Below are 14,483 nucleotides of genomic sequence, written 5' to 3' on the forward strand. Positions count from 1 at the left end.
CTTTTCGGGCGCGATTTGTATTTTCGCGCCAGAATTCGCCGTGGACCTCCGCACTGGCCGTCCACGGCGTTCATTTTTATTAAAGGCAGGACGACTATGGCCAAGGCTACCACCATCAAGATCAAGCTGCTGTCGACGGCCGACACTGGTTTCTTCTACGTCACGACGAAGAACAGCCGTACGATGACGGACAAGATGACGAAGACGAAGTACGACCCGGTTGCGAAGAAGCACGTCGAGTTCAAGGAAACGAAGATCAAGTAAGTTTCCTAAACCTCAGGTTACAAAAAGGCGCAACCTACGGGTTTGCGCTTTTTTTGTTTTTGCTGAGGATTTCCAGGGCAAAGTCCAATTTTGCGACATCACCCGGGCTGAAAAGCTGACTGCCCTGACGAAGAAGAAAAAACGCCGCCTTCGATGAACGAAGAGCGGCGTTTTTAAATTGGGGGCCGGCTAGCCTGCAAAACGGCACGAGGAACCGTTATCTTTCTGCCTGCCAGCCGACCGACCCCACGACCCAGGAGATGCGGCGGACCTGAGCATCATGGGGTATCTTCGAAACCCTTGCGGGCTGTTTGTATATGAGACTAAATTCGCGCGAAATCGAAAGGAAATCAACAAATTCTTAATGATAAAAATGCTTGTCTTCTCGAATGGTTAAAATTCATGACTTCGACAAAAAAGAATGCCCGATAGTTTTAATAAACCAAGGTCAAGAAGGCCTAAAGAATAAAGATCTAATTCCTATGGCGAAGGAAAATTTGAAATATATATACTCAAGCATAATTTAATATATAAATTACTTTCAGTTAAGCCTTCGCTTTGCAACTTGCATATAATGAGAATTTATCAAATAATTCTCAACTATCAAACAAAATAGCGATCAAATTTTAAGTTTAACCCAAATGCGCATGTATTCATGCAGACTTCGGAAAAGAGTACGCGCCTTTTCCTGCGGCAATACAAGAGCGGCGCATCCTGGAGGAACAGAGAACAATTTTTTATGACCCTTGTTCAAAACTTGAAAAATACCCTCAATATAGAGAGGTGGCCTCCACTTTAATGGTCTGTTTCCGTCAAGCAGCCGAGGCGACGACCCTGTTGCGGCCCGCCCTTTTGGCTTCATAAAGCGCAAGATCCGCCTGCTTCATCAATTGCTCCGGCGCTTCGATTGTGTCCAAACGAGACGAAATACCGAAGGATGCGGTAATGTTAATCGCGACGCCGCCATCCCGCAGCTTCACCGGCATATTTTCTACCGCAGCGCGCAGGCGCTCGGCGACCGCAGCCGCGATATCAGCCGTTGTATCCGGCATCACGACAACGAATTCCTCGCCGCCGTAACGGCAGGCCAGATCGGCACCGCGCACCGTTGAGCGGATGCGAGCGGCGAACTCCTTCAACACCTCATCGCCAGCATCGTGACCATAGGTGTCATTGACGGTCTTGAAACGATCTATGTCGGTGATCAGGACGGAAAGCGGCCGTCCCCGCGCCAGGGAGCGATCGAAAAGCACCTTGAGGTGATTGTCCAGGTATCGCCTGTTGTGCAAGCCAGTGAGCGCGTCGGTGACGGCAAGCTCGATGGTCTGCTGCACGCTGGCACGCAGCCGGTCGTTATACCGCTTGCGCCGTATCTGAGTGAGACAGCGGGCGACGAGCTCGTTCGGATCGATCGGACGGACGATATAGTCGTTGACGCCGAGGTCGAGCGCACGGACGATCATCTCGTCGGCGCCCTGTTCCGTCACCAGCAGCACGGGCAGGAAGCGCGTACGCTCCAGCGAGCGAAGCTGTGAGCAAAGCCGCAGCGGATCGTAGCCTTCGAAATTCGAATTCACGATGACGAGCTCGAAAGGCCGTTCGGCGGCCTCGAATAAGGCGGCCTGCGGGTCGGACATCGCGACAACCTGGGCGATCGGCTTGAGCGTACGGATGATACGCTCCTGCGAATTGGCGCGGCCATCGACCAGAAGCACCTGTCCGGCTTCGTCGGCGCGGCCATCACCGGCGCGAAGCAGATCCTCGATGCCGATATTGCGCGCGGTCTCGCTGCGCATGTTCAATTCGTCGCTCAGCGTCTTCAAGCGAAGAAGGCTCTTGACGCGGGAGATCAGCTGCAGGTCGTTGACCGGCTTTGTCAGGAAGTCGTCGGCGCCTGCCTTCAAACCGCGCACACGGTCGGCCGGCTGGTCGAGCGCGGTGACCATGATAACGGGGATATGCGCCGTACGCGGATCCGACTTCAGGCGCTCGCATACTTCAAATCCGTCCATACCGGGCATCATGATATCGAGAAGGATGAGATCGACCTGGGCATTCGCACAAATGGCGAGCGCCTTCAAACCATCTTCCGCCGTGAGCACTTCGAAATATTCGGCAAGCAGACGCGCTTCCAGAAGCTTTACGTTGGCGGGGATATCGTCGACTACCAGGATGCGCGCTGTCATCAGTTCTTCCCCATCATCAGGCGTCGCCCAGATAGGTCTTAATGGTCTCAATGAATTTCGGCACCGAAATTGGCTTCGAGACATAGGCTTCGCATCCGCCCTGGCGAATACGCTCCTCGTCGCCCTTCATGGCGAAGGCCGTAACAGCAATTACGGGGATGACGTGGAGATCGTCGTCTTCCTTCAGCCATTTGGTGACTTCGAGACCTGAAACCTCCGGAAGCTGGATATCCATGAGAATCAGGTCCGGACGATGCTTGCGAGCGAGATCGAGCGCTTCCATGCCGTTACGGGTCTGGATCGTCGTATAGCCGGAAGCCTCGATCAGATCGCGAAAGAGCTTCATATTGAGCTCATTGTCTTCTACAATCATTACCTGCTTAGGCATGGAAAGCTGTCCCTGCATCCGGTATTGCATCCATTCTCTCGGAATATAGGGTCGCGAGGAACCGATTCCACAAATACTTGAATCGCATACTACCGGGATTTGGTTGAAAAATAGGTAACTCACCCGTCAAAATGCAAAGTAACTTCAAGAACCCGAAGAAGAATGCGGCCGACCCGCAAGAGACTGCGATTGCCGTACTCGGCTGGCTAGCCAACGAACCGGATATGTTCGGCCGTTTCCTGTCGCTGACCGGCGTGGAGCCGGCACAGGTGCGCAATGCGATCAACGAGCCCGCCTTTCTTGCCGGCATGCTCGACTTCCTGATGAACCACGAACCGACATTGCTGGCCTTTTGCGAGGCGAGCGGCACTGCACCGGAGGTTGTCGCCGCCGCGTCGGCGCATTTTTCGCCACCTGGCCTTGCCTCTGGAGAATATTGACCATGGATGCCCCGCTCGAACTCGACGTATCGCATATCCGGCTGCGGGAGCGGCCGCTGATCGTCTGCGATGTCGACGACGTCGTCTTGCATTTCTTTGCCCCTTTCCTGACCTTCATCGACAGCGAAGGCTATGAATTCCTGCCGCGCTCTTTCCGCCTGACAGGCAACATCGTTTCCAAAGACAATGGCTCCGCCTTGGAAGAAAAGGATGTTCACCGGCTGATCGAAGTCTTCTTCGAGGTGCAGGAACAATGGCAGACCCCTTTCGAGCGCGTCGTCGATACGCTCGGCGAATTCTCGAAAGACGCCGATATCGTCTTCCTCACGGCCATGCCGCCACAGTTCTGGGCTCAGAGGCGCCGCCTGCTCGACAGGCTCGAACTTGCCTATCCCCTGCTGGCATCGCTGCAGCCGAAGGGGCCGATCGTGCGATCCCTGCATCGACAGCGCGCAATGCCCGTCGCCTTCGTCGACGACATGGCCCATAATCTGCATTCGGTCAGCGACCATGTTCCGGAATGCCTCCTGATCAACCTCAAACCGGATTCCGTCGTCCATCGCATGGCGCCAGCCGTCGCGGCAGGGATCCCCGAAGCAAACGAATGGAGCCAGGCAGCGCCACTGATCCAGGCCCATATCGTGCGCTGAAGCCCTCCGACCCGATATCAGAGCCCGGTATCATAGAATGAGGCGCATCAGTGGCCTGCCATCCTTGCGCTTCGCCACCTCCGAAAATCCGGCCGCCTCGAATATGCGTTGCGAGCCCACATAAAGGCCGACGGATTTCGATTGCTTGGTACGCTCGATCGGACAGCCCTCCAGCAGCCGCGCACCGGACGCCTTGGCGAAGTCGATTGCCTCCGAAAGCATGCGATGGCTGTATCCCTTGCCGCGATCGCGCGCATTCATGAAGAAGCAGCTGACAGCCCAGATCGAGCTATCCTCCGCATCCGCCGGGTCGAGCGGGCGCGATACGGTTTTGGGCGAATTCCATTGCGGCAGCTCGGCGCGCGGACCCACCTGCACCCAGGCAATCGGCTGTGCGTCGATATAGCCAAGGAGACCGGGTGGCGGCCCAGCCGCGATACGCGCCCGTATGAACCGCTTCTTGGCCGCCGCGTCCATCGTCTTGCGTTGTGACGTGGGCACACGGAAATAGGTGCACCAGCAGCCATAGCAGGCGCCGCTTGGCCCGAAAAGCGCTTCGAAATCGTCCCAGCGGTCGGGCGTTAATGGCTGCACGCTTAAATTCTGCACTCCCTGCTCCCCGACAGTTTTCCGGCTTGAGACTCACGAGCTTAAAACATAAAGTAGCGATGTTCAATTTTTGTTCTCGTTCAATGACCAATGCGCCCGACAAGATCTCAGGTTTCTGTCGCGATTGCTTGAGCGAGCAATCGACCGCACGGACGCGCTGTCGTAGCTGCGGCAGCCCTCGCCTCGTCTATCACCACGAACTCTATGGACTGACGCTGGCGCATATCGACTGCGACGCCTTTTATGCCTCAGTCGAGAAACGCGACAATCCTGAGCTGGCCGACAAGCCTGTCATCATCGGCGGCGGCAAACGCGGCGTCGTCTCCACCGCCTGCTATATCGCCCGCATCCATGGGGTGCGCTCCGCCATGCCGATGTTCAAGGCGCTGGAAGCCTGTCCGAACGCCGTCGTCATCCGCCCGAACATGGAAAAATACGTCCGGGTCGGCCGCGAGATTCGAGGCATGATGCAGGAGCTGACGCCCTTGGTGCAGCCGCTTTCGATCGACGAGGCCTTCCTTGAGCTCGACGGCACGCAGCGGCTTCATCACGATCCGCCGGCCCGGATTCTCGCTAAGTTTGCCCGACGGGTCGAACAGGAAATCGGCATCACCATCTCGGTCGGCCTTTCCTATTGCAAGTTCCTCGCCAAGGTCGCCTCCGACCTGCAGAAGCCGCGTGGCTTCTCCGTCATCGGGCGCGAAGAGGCGCTCTCCTTTCTGGAGCCACGCCCCGTCACCACGATCTGGGGCGTCGGCAAGGCCTTTGCGGCAACGCTCGAGAGCGATGGCATTCGCACGATCGGCCAATTGCAGTCCATGGAGGAAGGCGACCTCATGCGTCGCTACGGCGTCATCGGGCAGCGGCTTTTTCGTCTCGCCCGCGGCATCGACGACCGCACGGTGCATCCGAACGAGGCAGCAAAGAGCGTGTCTTCCGAAACGACTTTCTTCGACGACATTTCACGCCATGACGATCTTGTGCCGATCCTGCGCGATCTCTCGGAGAAGGTTTCGCGGCGCCTGAAGCGCAGCGGCATTGCCGGGCAGACCGTGGTGCTGAAGCTAAAGACCGCCGATTTCAAGACGCGCACGCGCAACCGCAGACTGGAAGATCCGACCCAGCTTGCCGACCGGATCTTCCGCACCGGCCTGCGCCTGCTCGAACACGAGACCGACGGCACGAAATTCCGCCTCATCGGCATTGGCGTTACCGATCTCGGCGACGCTGGGCGCGCAGACCCGCCTGATCTTATCGACATACAGGCAACGCGCCGCGCCGCCGCGGAAGCTGCCATGGACAAGCTCAAAGAAAAATTCGGCAACAAGACGGTCGAGACCGGTTATACATTCGGCGATAAACGCCATAAATAACAATGGCTTAAAATAAAGTCATCGGACAGAGATATGTAAGAACGCCGCGAAAATCGCATCCCGCCCATGATTCTTTGTGACGGAAAGCTCGGATTCAAACTTTTTTGGTAAATTTCCATTAGGACTTGGATTCTGTGACTTCCGAACGGCGCGGATCCGCCGTCGACTGTGTTTTGCGTACGGGTTCCTATGCGTCTATCGGCTGTATCGACCATTCTTCTTGCCTGCCTGACGATTTCAGGCTGCGCCGCCCGAGGTGAGCGCGAAGCCGCGCAAGCCAGCCCGCCCTCGAAGGAAACGACCAGCTCTATCACAAAGAGCAGCCGGCCGGTGCCATCGGTCGAAATCGGCGAAACGGTCTCGCACGTCGAGCGTCAGCAGGCGCTCGCAGTCGCCATGCCGACAAATCTCCGCCCGGAGGGGCTCATGCCTTCTGACCAGAGCGATGACGGCGCACCCGTGCCGCTGCAACGGCCGCTCGCCATGCTCTCGCCGTCGAACCCTATGCCTCGCGCCATGCGGCAGCAGCCGATGCAGATCTATAGCCACCGCTTCCGCGATGCCAAGCCGATCAACTTCGGCTCTTCCACTTCGCCCCGGAAGCTCGCCGTGCATGGCGTCGATGTCTCGCGCTGGCAGGGCGAGATCGACTGGGACACGCTGCGCACCCAGGGTGCGAACTTCGTCTACATCAAGGCGACGGACGGCGGCGATCATCTCGATCCGATGTTCAAGAAGAACTGGCGGGCCGCCCAGCAGGCCGGTCTGAAGCATGGCGCCTATCATTTCTTCTATTGGTGCAGGACGGCCGGTGAGCAGGCCGATTGGTTCATCCGCAACGTTCCGAAGGAAGCCGGGGCGCTGCCGCCGGTCATCGATGTGGAATGGAACGGCGAGTCGAGCTGCAAGCGCCGCCCCTCGCGCGAGCAGGTGCTTGCCAAGATGCAGGTCTTCATGGACGCGCTGGAGAGGCATTACGGCCAACGTCCGATCGTCTATACCGCGCCGGATTTCTATCGCGACAATCTCAGCGGCGAACTGCTCGACTATCCCTTCTGGCTGCGCGCCGTGGCCCAACATCCATCCAAGGTCTATCCGGGCCGGAAATGGCTGTTCTGGCAATATTCCGGCTCCGGCGTCTCCCACGGCGTGGACGGCAAGATCGATCTCAACGCCTTCCACGGCAGCGAGCAGGACTGGCACAACTGGGTAGCCTCCAGCGCTCACTGATCTCTGGATTTCCGCCGATGCCTAAATGCCGAAGCAGGGTCGCCAGCCTAGCTTCGGCATTGCTGAATCTTATTTCGAACAGGCAACCCCAGGATTTAGCAGGAGCGATAAGGCAGGTTTTTTCAGCAAGCCTTCCTTAAACTTCAAAGCCTAACCTTGGCGGTACGAGTATTGCGTATTGGTTTGTGTTCATATGAAGCCGTTTCTGTTGCTTGGGCTCGGGCTGTTGTCGGCCACTGCCCTCTCACATCCTTCTCTTGCCGCGACGGATACCCGCACGCTGCAGATCGTGGTGTCCAAAGACAGGCAATCACTCGCCGTCTATGATGGCGACCACGTGATCGCAACGTCCAAGGTTTCGACCGGCAAGCGGGGGCACACGACACCGAGCGGCATCTTCTCCATTCTGGAAAAGAAGGTCTACCACGAGTCAAATCTCTATTCGGCCGCGCCCATGCCCTACATGCAAAGGCTGACCTGGTCGGGCATTGCGCTGCACGAATCCAATTCGGTTCCGAATTATCCGGCTTCCCATGGCTGCGTGCGCATGCCGAAAGCCTTTGCCAAGACGCTTTACCAGATGACCGAGCGCGGCGTGCATGTTGTCATCGCCAATCAGCCACTGGTGCCGCAGCCTTTCGAGAGCGCAATGCTGTTCCAGCCGCCGGCAGCACCTCCACCGGCGCTGTTTTCCGGCATCGAACTGCGCCCGATGACCGCAAGCTTTCTGCCGCAGGGGCAATCCCTGCAGGTCGCGACGAATGATGTGACCTCGATCCGGATACCGAAGGCACAGGAAACCATTGCCTCGCCTGCCGATTCGGCACCGCTCAGCATCCTCATCACCCGGCGTGGCCTGCGCGAGAATGTGCGCGACCTCCAGGCCATTCTGAACGGGATGGGTTTTATTACCGGAACGCCCGACGGCATGCTCGGGCCGGCAACGGTGCAGGCGATCGAAGATTTCAAGAAGGCGCATGACATCAAGGCGACGGGCGGCCTCGTCAGCCCCGCATTGATGAAGGCGGTCTATGCCGCCGCCGGCAAGGGCGAACCACCGAACGGCGCGATCATGGTCCGCCAGAACTTCAAGCCGCTCTTCGAAGGCCCAGCCATCATCGCCGAGCCGCAAGAGGCACTCGGCGTGCATTTCTTCACCGCCAACGCGATCGACCGGATCAGCGGCAAGGCCGACTGGTTCGGCATGACGCTCGAAGAGGATCTCAGCAAGCAGGCAAAGAAGCGGTACGGCATCACCAGCGACGAACAATCGCAATCGCTCGATGCCGCCGGACAGGCGCTTGCCCGCATCACCATTCCCGACGATGTCCGCCACCGCATCGAGGATCTGCTGACATCAGGTTCTTCGCTGACGATATCCGACACCGGCGTTGGACCGGAAACCGGCAACGGCACCGATTTCATTACCATCACCAACAATGGCGCGCTGGGCAAGAAGGGCTAGGAGCACTTCCGCTTTTCCTCGCCTCGCGGAAGCGCTCTATCCTTTTGTTTTTACGCAATTCCAGACGGAAAACCGCTATGCAGTTTTGCGGGAATTGCTTTAAACCAGCTCCACATCGATCACGCCCGGCGCCGTACGCAAAGCGGCGGCGATTTCCGGCGTGATGCGATATTTCTCGGGCAGCGCCACCTCGACCTCGCGCAATCCTTCCTCCTTGATGACGATGAAGGAAACGAGGCCGTCGCCCCTGGCGTTCAGATGCGCGGCAACGGCCTTCAGCGGCCCGGCATCGCGGACATAGACGCGCAACGCCTTCTGCATCTGCAGCGACTTCTCCTCCAGCGACTGCGCCGTCTGCAGGCGCAGGCTGATACCTTCCGGACGCTCATCCGCCTGGGCTGTGATGACGAAGGATTTTCCAACTTCGAGCACATCGCGATATTGGTTGAGCGTCTCCGAGAAGAGCACGGCTTCGAACTGGCCCGACGCATCGGAGAAGACGAAGATACCCATCTTGTTGCCGGTGCGGGTCTTGCGCTCCTGCTTCGAGATCACCGTGCCGGCCAAACGTCCGTTGCTGGCGCCCTGTTTCACCGCGGCGGAGAAATCGGCAAAGGGCTGTACCCGCATCTTGTCGAGCACGCTCTTGTAGGTGTCGAGCGGATGTGCCGTCAGATAGAAGCCGAGCACCTGGAATTCGCGCAGCAGCCGCTCCGAGGCGAGCCAAGGCGTATAGGGCGGGAACACGATCTTTTCCGGGCCGGAGGCTGCGCTTCCGAACATGTCGTGCTGGCCGCTGCGCTTGTTTTCCTGCGCCACCTGGGCATAACCCATGATGCGGTCGATACCGGCGATCAGCTGCGCGCGATCGATCTCGAAACAGTCGAAGGCGCCGGCACAGATCAGGCTTTCCAGAACGCGGCGGTTGATCTGCTTGGGATCTATACGCAGGCAGAAATCCTCGATGCCGGCAAAGGGCTGATCGCCGCGCACCTCGACAATATGATCAACGGCGGATTCGCCGACGCCCTTGATGGCGGCCAGCGCATAATAGATGCGGTTGTCGCCGGTCTCGAAATGGCGGAACGAGGTCTGCACGGAGGGCGCGATGACCTCGATGCCGAGGCGCTTGGCATCCTGGCGGAAGTCGTTGACCTTCTCGGTATTGGACATATCGAGCGTCATCGACGCTGCGAGGAACTCCACCGGATAGTGCGCCTTCATATAGGCGGTCTGGTAGGAGACAATGGCGTAGGCTGCGGCGTGCGATTTGTTGAAGCCGTAATTGGCGAACTTGGCGAGCAGATCGAAGATCACGTCGGCCTGCCCCTTCGACACGCCATTCTTGATGGCGCCATCGACGAAGCGCTCGCGCTGCTGGTCCATCTCCGCCTTGATCTTCTTACCCATGGCTCGGCGCAGAAGATCGGCTTCGCCGAGCGAATAGCCGGAAAGCACCTGGGCGACCTGCATCACCTGCTCCTGGTAGACGATGACGCCTTGCGTCTCCTTCAGGAGGTAATCGATCTTCGGGTGGATCGACTCGATCTCCTCCTCGCCATGCTTGCGGGCATTATAGACCGGAATGTTCTCCATCGGGCCGGGTCGATAAAGCGCAACCAGCGCGATGATGTCCTCGATGCAGTCCGGGCGCATGCCGATCAGCGCCTTGCGCATACCCGCACTTTCCACCTGGAACACGCCGACCGTCTCGCCGCGCGAGAGCATGTCGTAGGTCGTCTTGTCGTCAAGCGGAATACTGGCGAGATCGATCGAGATGCCGCGCTTGGCGACGAAATCGACGGCAGTCTTCAGGACGGTCAGGGTTTTCAAGCCGAGAAAGTCGAACTTCACCAGGCCGGCCTGCTCTACCCATTTCATGTTGAACTGGGTCACCGGCATGTCGGAACGCGGGTCGCGATACATCGGGACCAGCTTCGAAAGCGGGCGGTCGCCGATGACGATACCGGCGGCGTGTGTCGAGGCGTGACGATAGAGGCCTTCGATCTTCTGGGCGATGTCGAGAAGACGGGCGACGACCGGCTCCTTGTCCGCCTCCTCCTGCAGGCGCGGCTCCTCTTCGATCGCCTTGCTCAGCGGCGTCGGATTGGCCGGATTATTCGGCACGAGCTTGCAGATCTTGTCGACCTGGCCATAGGGCATTTCCAACACGCGGCCGACGTCGCGAAGCGCGGCGCGCGCCTGCAGCGAACCGAACGTGATGATCTGCGCCACCTGCTCACGGCCATATTTGGCCTGCACGTAGCGGATCACCTCTTCACGCCGGTCCTGGCAGAAGTCGATATCGAAGTCCGGCATCGAGACGCGTTCCGGATTGAGGAAGCGCTCGAACAGCAGCGAGAAGCGCAGCGGGTCGACGTCGGTAATCGTCAGCGCATAGGCGACCAGCGAGCCCGCGCCCGAACCACGGCCCGGGCCGACCGGGATATCGTGCCGCTTGGCCCATTTGATGAAGTCGGCAACGATCAGGAAGTAGCCGGGGAACTTCATGCGCTCGATGACGCTGAGTTCGAATTCCAGCCGCTCGCGATATTCTTTTTCCTCGTAGCCCGGCGCCATGCCGAGCGAAGCGAGACGCTGGTCAAGCCCCTCGACCGCCTGGGCGCGCAGCTCCGCCGACTCGGCGCGCTCGGCCTCCTCCGCATCATCGGTAGCGCCGGTGAAACGCGGCAGGATCGGCTTACGCGTGTTCAGAATGAAGGAGCAGCGGCGGGCGATCTCGACCGTATTCTCCAGCGCCTCCGGAAGGTTGGCGAAAAGCTTCGCCATGTCGGCGCGGCTCTTGAGATAATGATCCGGCGTCAGGCGGAACCGCGTATCGTCCGAGACGATGGCGTTATGAGCCACCGCCATCAGCGCGTCGTGGGCGTCGTAATCGTCACGCGTCGGGAAAAAGGCCTCGTTGGTCGCGACCAGCGGAATCTCATGCTCGTAGGCCATCGCGATCATCTTCTGCTCGTGGCGGCGATCATAGGTGCCATGGCGCTGCAATTCGAGATAGAGCCGATCGCCGAACAGGCGTTTCAGGGTCAGCAGACGGGAGAGCGCCTGCGCGGCATGCCCCTCCTTCTGCGCCATATCGATCGGCCCGCTCAACGAGCCGGTCAGCGCGATCATGCCTTCCGTGCCGATCTCTTCCAGCCATGAGCTGGTGATGTGAACGGCGCTGTTGCCTTCGCCGCCGAGATAGGCACGGCTGACGAGATCGACGAGACGCTCATAGCCCCGCTCCGTGGTGGCAAGCAGCACGATGGACGGCAGCTTGGCGAGCGCCTGCTGCGGTCCGCGCTTCTCGCTCTCGCCGCCATCTTCCATGTCGATCGATACCTGGCAGCCGATGATCGGCTGCAGACCTTCGTCCATCGCCTTCTGCGAGAATTCGAGGGCAACAAAAAGATTGTTGGTATCGGTAATCGCGATGGCAGGCTGGCTGTCACCGGCTGCCTTGGCCAATATCTTCTTGAGCGGCAGTGCGCCCTCTAACAGGGAATAGGCGGAATGAACCCTGAGGTGCACGAATTCCGGCGTCTCGCTGGCCAATGCCGCCGCACCGCTGCCACCCATATCCGCCATCTCGAACCCTTCCGCATGCCCAACTGAATCAGCGATATTCTCAGCATTGCGGATCATAAAGTCCAGAAGATGCTCCCATCAAATATGGGAACAGCATGTGCAAACGGGGGATAAACTTACATCGCCATCATGATGAGGGAAAAGCTGGCAACGAACATGACGATGGAGGTGAATGCTGCAACGTCTCGAATGATATCGGTCATTTACGCGCTCCTTACTCGTTATGTTTCTTTTTTGTTCTATTTTTGTTCGAGAGTCAATAGGAGCATCAATAAATTTCATCACACGACTTTTTCGTTCTCCGATCGACGCCGGGAGTGCCCGGTGCTATTGAGATCGAACAGGGAGACGACGATGAAATCACTTGCCTGCGCTCTCATTCTGCTTTCGCTCACAACCACGGTCCGAGCCGAAGACACCGTCGTTCCGGGCCGCATCATCGACGCCGTGATCGGCGACTGGAACAAGGACGGCAAACCGGATCTCGCCCTTCTGGTAGCGGCCGCCTCGGACGATCAGGCCGACAATCCGATCGGCATCCATATCTACCTGCGCGATGACGAACATTCCTTGCTGAAGCTCGCCGCAAGCGCTCCGAATAAAACATGGGGCAGCGTCGAGCCCGGTGGATCGTCGGCCAGGAACCCTCGATTTCGGCTTTGCCGAACGGTTCGATCGCGATCGCCTCGCAAAACGACGCCATCGGCCGCGATCGCTGGAGCCTGACACTGACGCTCGCCTATCGCAACAATGACTTCGTGGTGGCCGGCTATACCTACGACTCCCGCGATACGCTCGAACCGGGCAGCGACCACAGCTGTGACTATAACGTTTTGGCCGGCAAGGTGACAAAGGATGGCAGGACGCTAAAGGCGGAAGCCAAGACCGTAAGTATCCAAAACTGGCAAGACGATTTCGGCCAGAAGGTCTGCGAAAGCGGTCAGCGCTAGCGTATGTTCTCTTTTTGTTCTTTACAAATCTCGCATTGAATGGCATCGTGCCCGCTCACCAAAATGGAGAGGGTCATGCCGGATATTGCCGAGCTGAACGATTTTATTGTCATGGCCAAAGCGGAGACCTATGTCGGCGATGGCGAGAGGCTGCCGTCCTGCCGTAGTGGCTCGCATGACATCGGCTACGCAAGCGGCCGTTGGCGCTATCTCGACAGCTATTTCGGCGGCACGGACTTCTCAGGACAGGAACTGGTCTGGCATGACGACGAGCCAGTCTGGGCTATGAACTATTTCGGCCATATCATCGAGCCCGACCTGATCGACGGCAGGCGCGCCGGCATGGTGATCAAGGCGGCGCTGTTGCGCCTCTATCTCGATGAAAAGCGCTTTCTTGGCGGCTTCGAATTCGAGCACGCCTATGGTCGCTATATCGACCACAGCACTGGCGGCTGCGACCATTTCATCGGCCATGAGGCGATCACGGTCGGGGAGCGCAAGGCTTATGAGCTGGATTATCGCGGCGGTTTGATCGTCCCTTAAAGCCGTTCAGCCTTTCACGGAGGCTCTGAACCGCTTTGTTGTCTCGCAATTCCGGACGGAAAACCGCGCAGCACTTTTCCTGGAATTGCTCCAACGAGCGATCAGACCTCGACTACTTTTCCTTCGCTCAGCGTGACGCGGCGATCCATGCGGGCGGCGAGTTCGTGATTGTGCGTGGCGATCAAGGCCGCAAGGCCCGATTGGCGCACCAGCGCTTCCAACGCATCGAAGACGTAATGCGCGGTCGCCGGATCGAGGTTGCCGGTGGGCTCATCCGCCAGCAGCACCAGTGGCGCATTGGCAACGGCGCGGGCGATTGCGACACGCTGCTGCTCGCCACCGGACAGCTCGGCCGGGCGGTGATCGGCGCGGTGACCGATGCGCATATAGTCGAGAAGCTGGGCCGCCCGCTCGCTCGCATCCTTGCGCGAAAGGCCGGAAATGAGCTGCGGCATCATGATGTTCTCGAGTGCCGAGAATTCGGGCAGCAGGTGATGGAACTGATAGACGAAGCCGATCTCGCTGCGACGCACGGCCGTGCGCTTGTCGTCGGACAAGGCTTCGCAAGCCTGGCCATTGACGACCACCTCGCCGTCATCCGGGTGCTCGAGCAGACCGGCTACATGCAGCAGTGTCGATTTGCCTGTTCCGGAAGGCGCAACCAGCGCGACGATCTCGCCGCTGCGCAAGGTAAAATCGGCCCCCTTCAGGATCGACAGCCGCGTCTCACCCTGCCCGTAATGACGCTCCACGCCCGAAAGCTGGAGAACGACGTTGCGTTTCATCAAATG

Annotated in this window: 14 protein-coding genes; 8 read left to right on the forward strand and 6 right to left on the reverse strand. The window is 58.7% G+C overall.

What is annotated here, in order from left to right; all coding sequences use genetic code 11:
* Positions 1-96: 96 nt before the first annotated feature.
* A complete protein-coding gene (rpmG, locus tag FP026_RS21155; protein ID WP_003547442.1) occupies positions 97-264 on the forward strand; it encodes a 50S ribosomal protein L33 in 168 nt (55 codons plus the stop codon).
* Between the two features lie 812 nt (positions 265-1,076).
* Here the strand turns inward: rpmG and FP026_RS21160 are convergent.
* Both FP026_RS21160 and FP026_RS21165 read right to left on the reverse strand, forming a co-directional pair.
* A complete protein-coding gene (locus FP026_RS21160) occupies positions 1,077-2,450 on the reverse strand; it encodes a PleD family two-component system response regulator (protein ID WP_149636577.1) in 1,374 nt (457 codons plus the stop codon).
* Positions 2,451-2,466: 16 nt separating this feature from the next.
* Positions 2,467-2,838 (reverse strand): response regulator, encoded by a 372-nt coding sequence (locus FP026_RS21165; RefSeq protein WP_028754034.1) that lies wholly within the window; start codon positions 2,836-2,838, stop codon positions 2,467-2,469.
* A 131-nt stretch (positions 2,839-2,969) separates the two neighbouring features.
* On the opposite strand from FP026_RS21165, the gene FP026_RS21170 reads away from it, so the two are divergent.
* A complete protein-coding gene (locus FP026_RS21170) occupies positions 2,970-3,278 on the forward strand; it encodes a DUF3572 domain-containing protein (RefSeq protein WP_149636578.1) in 309 nt (102 codons plus the stop codon).
* 2 nt (positions 3,279-3,280) lie between these two features.
* Positions 3,281-3,928, forward strand: coding sequence for a hypothetical protein (locus tag FP026_RS21175; protein WP_149636579.1), 648 nt, complete (start codon positions 3,281-3,283; stop codon positions 3,926-3,928).
* 30 nt (positions 3,929-3,958) lie between these two features.
* Here the strand turns inward: FP026_RS21175 and FP026_RS21180 are convergent, their stop codons facing one another.
* Positions 3,959-4,537 (reverse strand): GNAT family N-acetyltransferase, encoded by a 579-nt coding sequence (locus tag FP026_RS21180; RefSeq protein WP_149636580.1) that lies wholly within the window; start codon positions 4,535-4,537, stop codon positions 3,959-3,961.
* 83 nt (positions 4,538-4,620) lie between these two features.
* Between FP026_RS21180 and FP026_RS21185 the strand changes: the two genes are divergently transcribed.
* The 3 genes from FP026_RS21185 to FP026_RS21195 all read left to right on the forward strand — a co-directional run bounded on the left by FP026_RS21185 (position 4,621) and on the right by FP026_RS21195 (position 8,605).
* On the forward strand, positions 4,621-5,910 hold the full coding sequence (locus tag FP026_RS21185) for a DNA polymerase IV (RefSeq protein WP_149636581.1): 1,290 nt from the start codon (positions 4,621-4,623) through the stop codon (positions 5,908-5,910).
* A 189-nt stretch (positions 5,911-6,099) separates the two neighbouring features.
* A complete protein-coding gene (locus FP026_RS21190; RefSeq protein ID WP_149636582.1) occupies positions 6,100-7,140 on the forward strand; it encodes a glycoside hydrolase family 25 protein in 1,041 nt (346 codons plus the stop codon).
* Between the two features lie 193 nt (positions 7,141-7,333).
* A complete protein-coding gene (locus FP026_RS21195; RefSeq protein ID WP_149636583.1) occupies positions 7,334-8,605 on the forward strand; it encodes a L,D-transpeptidase family protein in 1,272 nt (423 codons plus the stop codon).
* A gap of 99 nt (positions 8,606-8,704) precedes the next feature.
* Here FP026_RS21195 and dnaE read toward each other — a convergent pair whose 3' ends face one another.
* Positions 8,705-12,199 (reverse strand): DNA polymerase III subunit alpha, encoded by a 3,495-nt coding sequence (gene dnaE / locus FP026_RS21200; protein ID WP_149636584.1) that lies wholly within the window; start codon positions 12,197-12,199, stop codon positions 8,705-8,707.
* A gap of 360 nt (positions 12,200-12,559) precedes the next feature.
* The gene (locus tag FP026_RS30860) at positions 12,560-12,766 is read right to left on the reverse strand and encodes a hypothetical protein (protein WP_348642324.1); all 207 of its coding nucleotides are present in this window, start codon (positions 12,764-12,766) and stop codon (positions 12,560-12,562) included.
* Between the two features lie 38 nt (positions 12,767-12,804).
* Between FP026_RS30860 and FP026_RS30865 the strand changes: the two genes are divergently transcribed.
* Entirely contained in the window at positions 12,805-13,149 is a 345-nt protein-coding gene (locus FP026_RS30865) for a hypothetical protein (protein ID WP_348642325.1), read from the forward strand.
* Between the two features lie 75 nt (positions 13,150-13,224).
* Positions 13,225-13,692, forward strand: coding sequence for a DUF5680 domain-containing protein (locus FP026_RS21210; RefSeq protein WP_149636585.1), 468 nt, complete (start codon positions 13,225-13,227; stop codon positions 13,690-13,692).
* 101 nt (positions 13,693-13,793) lie between these two features.
* On the opposite strand, the gene FP026_RS21215 is transcribed toward FP026_RS21210, so the two are convergent.
* Entirely contained in the window at positions 13,794-14,477 is a 684-nt protein-coding gene (locus tag FP026_RS21215) for an ABC transporter ATP-binding protein (RefSeq protein WP_149636586.1), read from the reverse strand.
* Between the last annotated feature and the right edge of the window lie 6 nt (positions 14,478-14,483).

The organism is Martinezella tropici (assembly GCF_008370325.1).
GTDB classification, from domain to species: domain Bacteria; phylum Pseudomonadota; class Alphaproteobacteria; order Rhizobiales; family Rhizobiaceae; genus Rhizobium; species Rhizobium tropici_B.

Excerpts from the sequence above, each read along its gene's own strand:
- rpmG (WP_003547442.1), top strand. The coding sequence starts at position 97 with ATGGCCAAGGCTACCACCATCAAGATCAAGCTGCTGTCGACGGCCGAC.
- FP026_RS21160 (WP_149636577.1), bottom strand. The coding sequence starts at position 2,450 with ATGACAGCGCGCATCCTGGTAGTCGACGATATCCCCGCCAACGTAAAG.
- FP026_RS21165 (WP_028754034.1), bottom strand. The coding sequence starts at position 2,838 with ATGCCTAAGCAGGTAATGATTGTAGAAGACAATGAGCTCAATATGAAG.
- FP026_RS21170 (WP_149636578.1), top strand. The coding sequence starts at position 2,970 with ATGCAAAGTAACTTCAAGAACCCGAAGAAGAATGCGGCCGACCCGCAA.
- FP026_RS21175 (WP_149636579.1), top strand. The coding sequence starts at position 3,281 with ATGGATGCCCCGCTCGAACTCGACGTATCGCATATCCGGCTGCGGGAG.
- FP026_RS21185 (WP_149636581.1), top strand. The coding sequence starts at position 4,621 with ATGACCAATGCGCCCGACAAGATCTCAGGTTTCTGTCGCGATTGCTTG.
- FP026_RS21190 (WP_149636582.1), top strand. The coding sequence starts at position 6,100 with ATGCGTCTATCGGCTGTATCGACCATTCTTCTTGCCTGCCTGACGATT.
- FP026_RS21195 (WP_149636583.1), top strand. The coding sequence starts at position 7,334 with ATGAAGCCGTTTCTGTTGCTTGGGCTCGGGCTGTTGTCGGCCACTGCC.
- dnaE (WP_149636584.1), bottom strand. The coding sequence starts at position 12,199 with ATGGCGGATATGGGTGGCAGCGGTGCGGCGGCATTGGCCAGCGAGACG.
- FP026_RS30860 (WP_348642324.1), bottom strand. The coding sequence starts at position 12,766 with ATGTTCGTCATCGCGCAGGTAGATATGGATGCCGATCGGATTGTCGGC.
- FP026_RS30865 (WP_348642325.1), top strand. The coding sequence starts at position 12,805 with ATGGGGCAGCGTCGAGCCCGGTGGATCGTCGGCCAGGAACCCTCGATT.
- FP026_RS21210 (WP_149636585.1), top strand. The coding sequence starts at position 13,225 with ATGCCGGATATTGCCGAGCTGAACGATTTTATTGTCATGGCCAAAGCG.
- FP026_RS21215 (WP_149636586.1), bottom strand. The coding sequence starts at position 14,477 with ATGAAACGCAACGTCGTTCTCCAGCTTTCGGGCGTGGAGCGTCATTAC.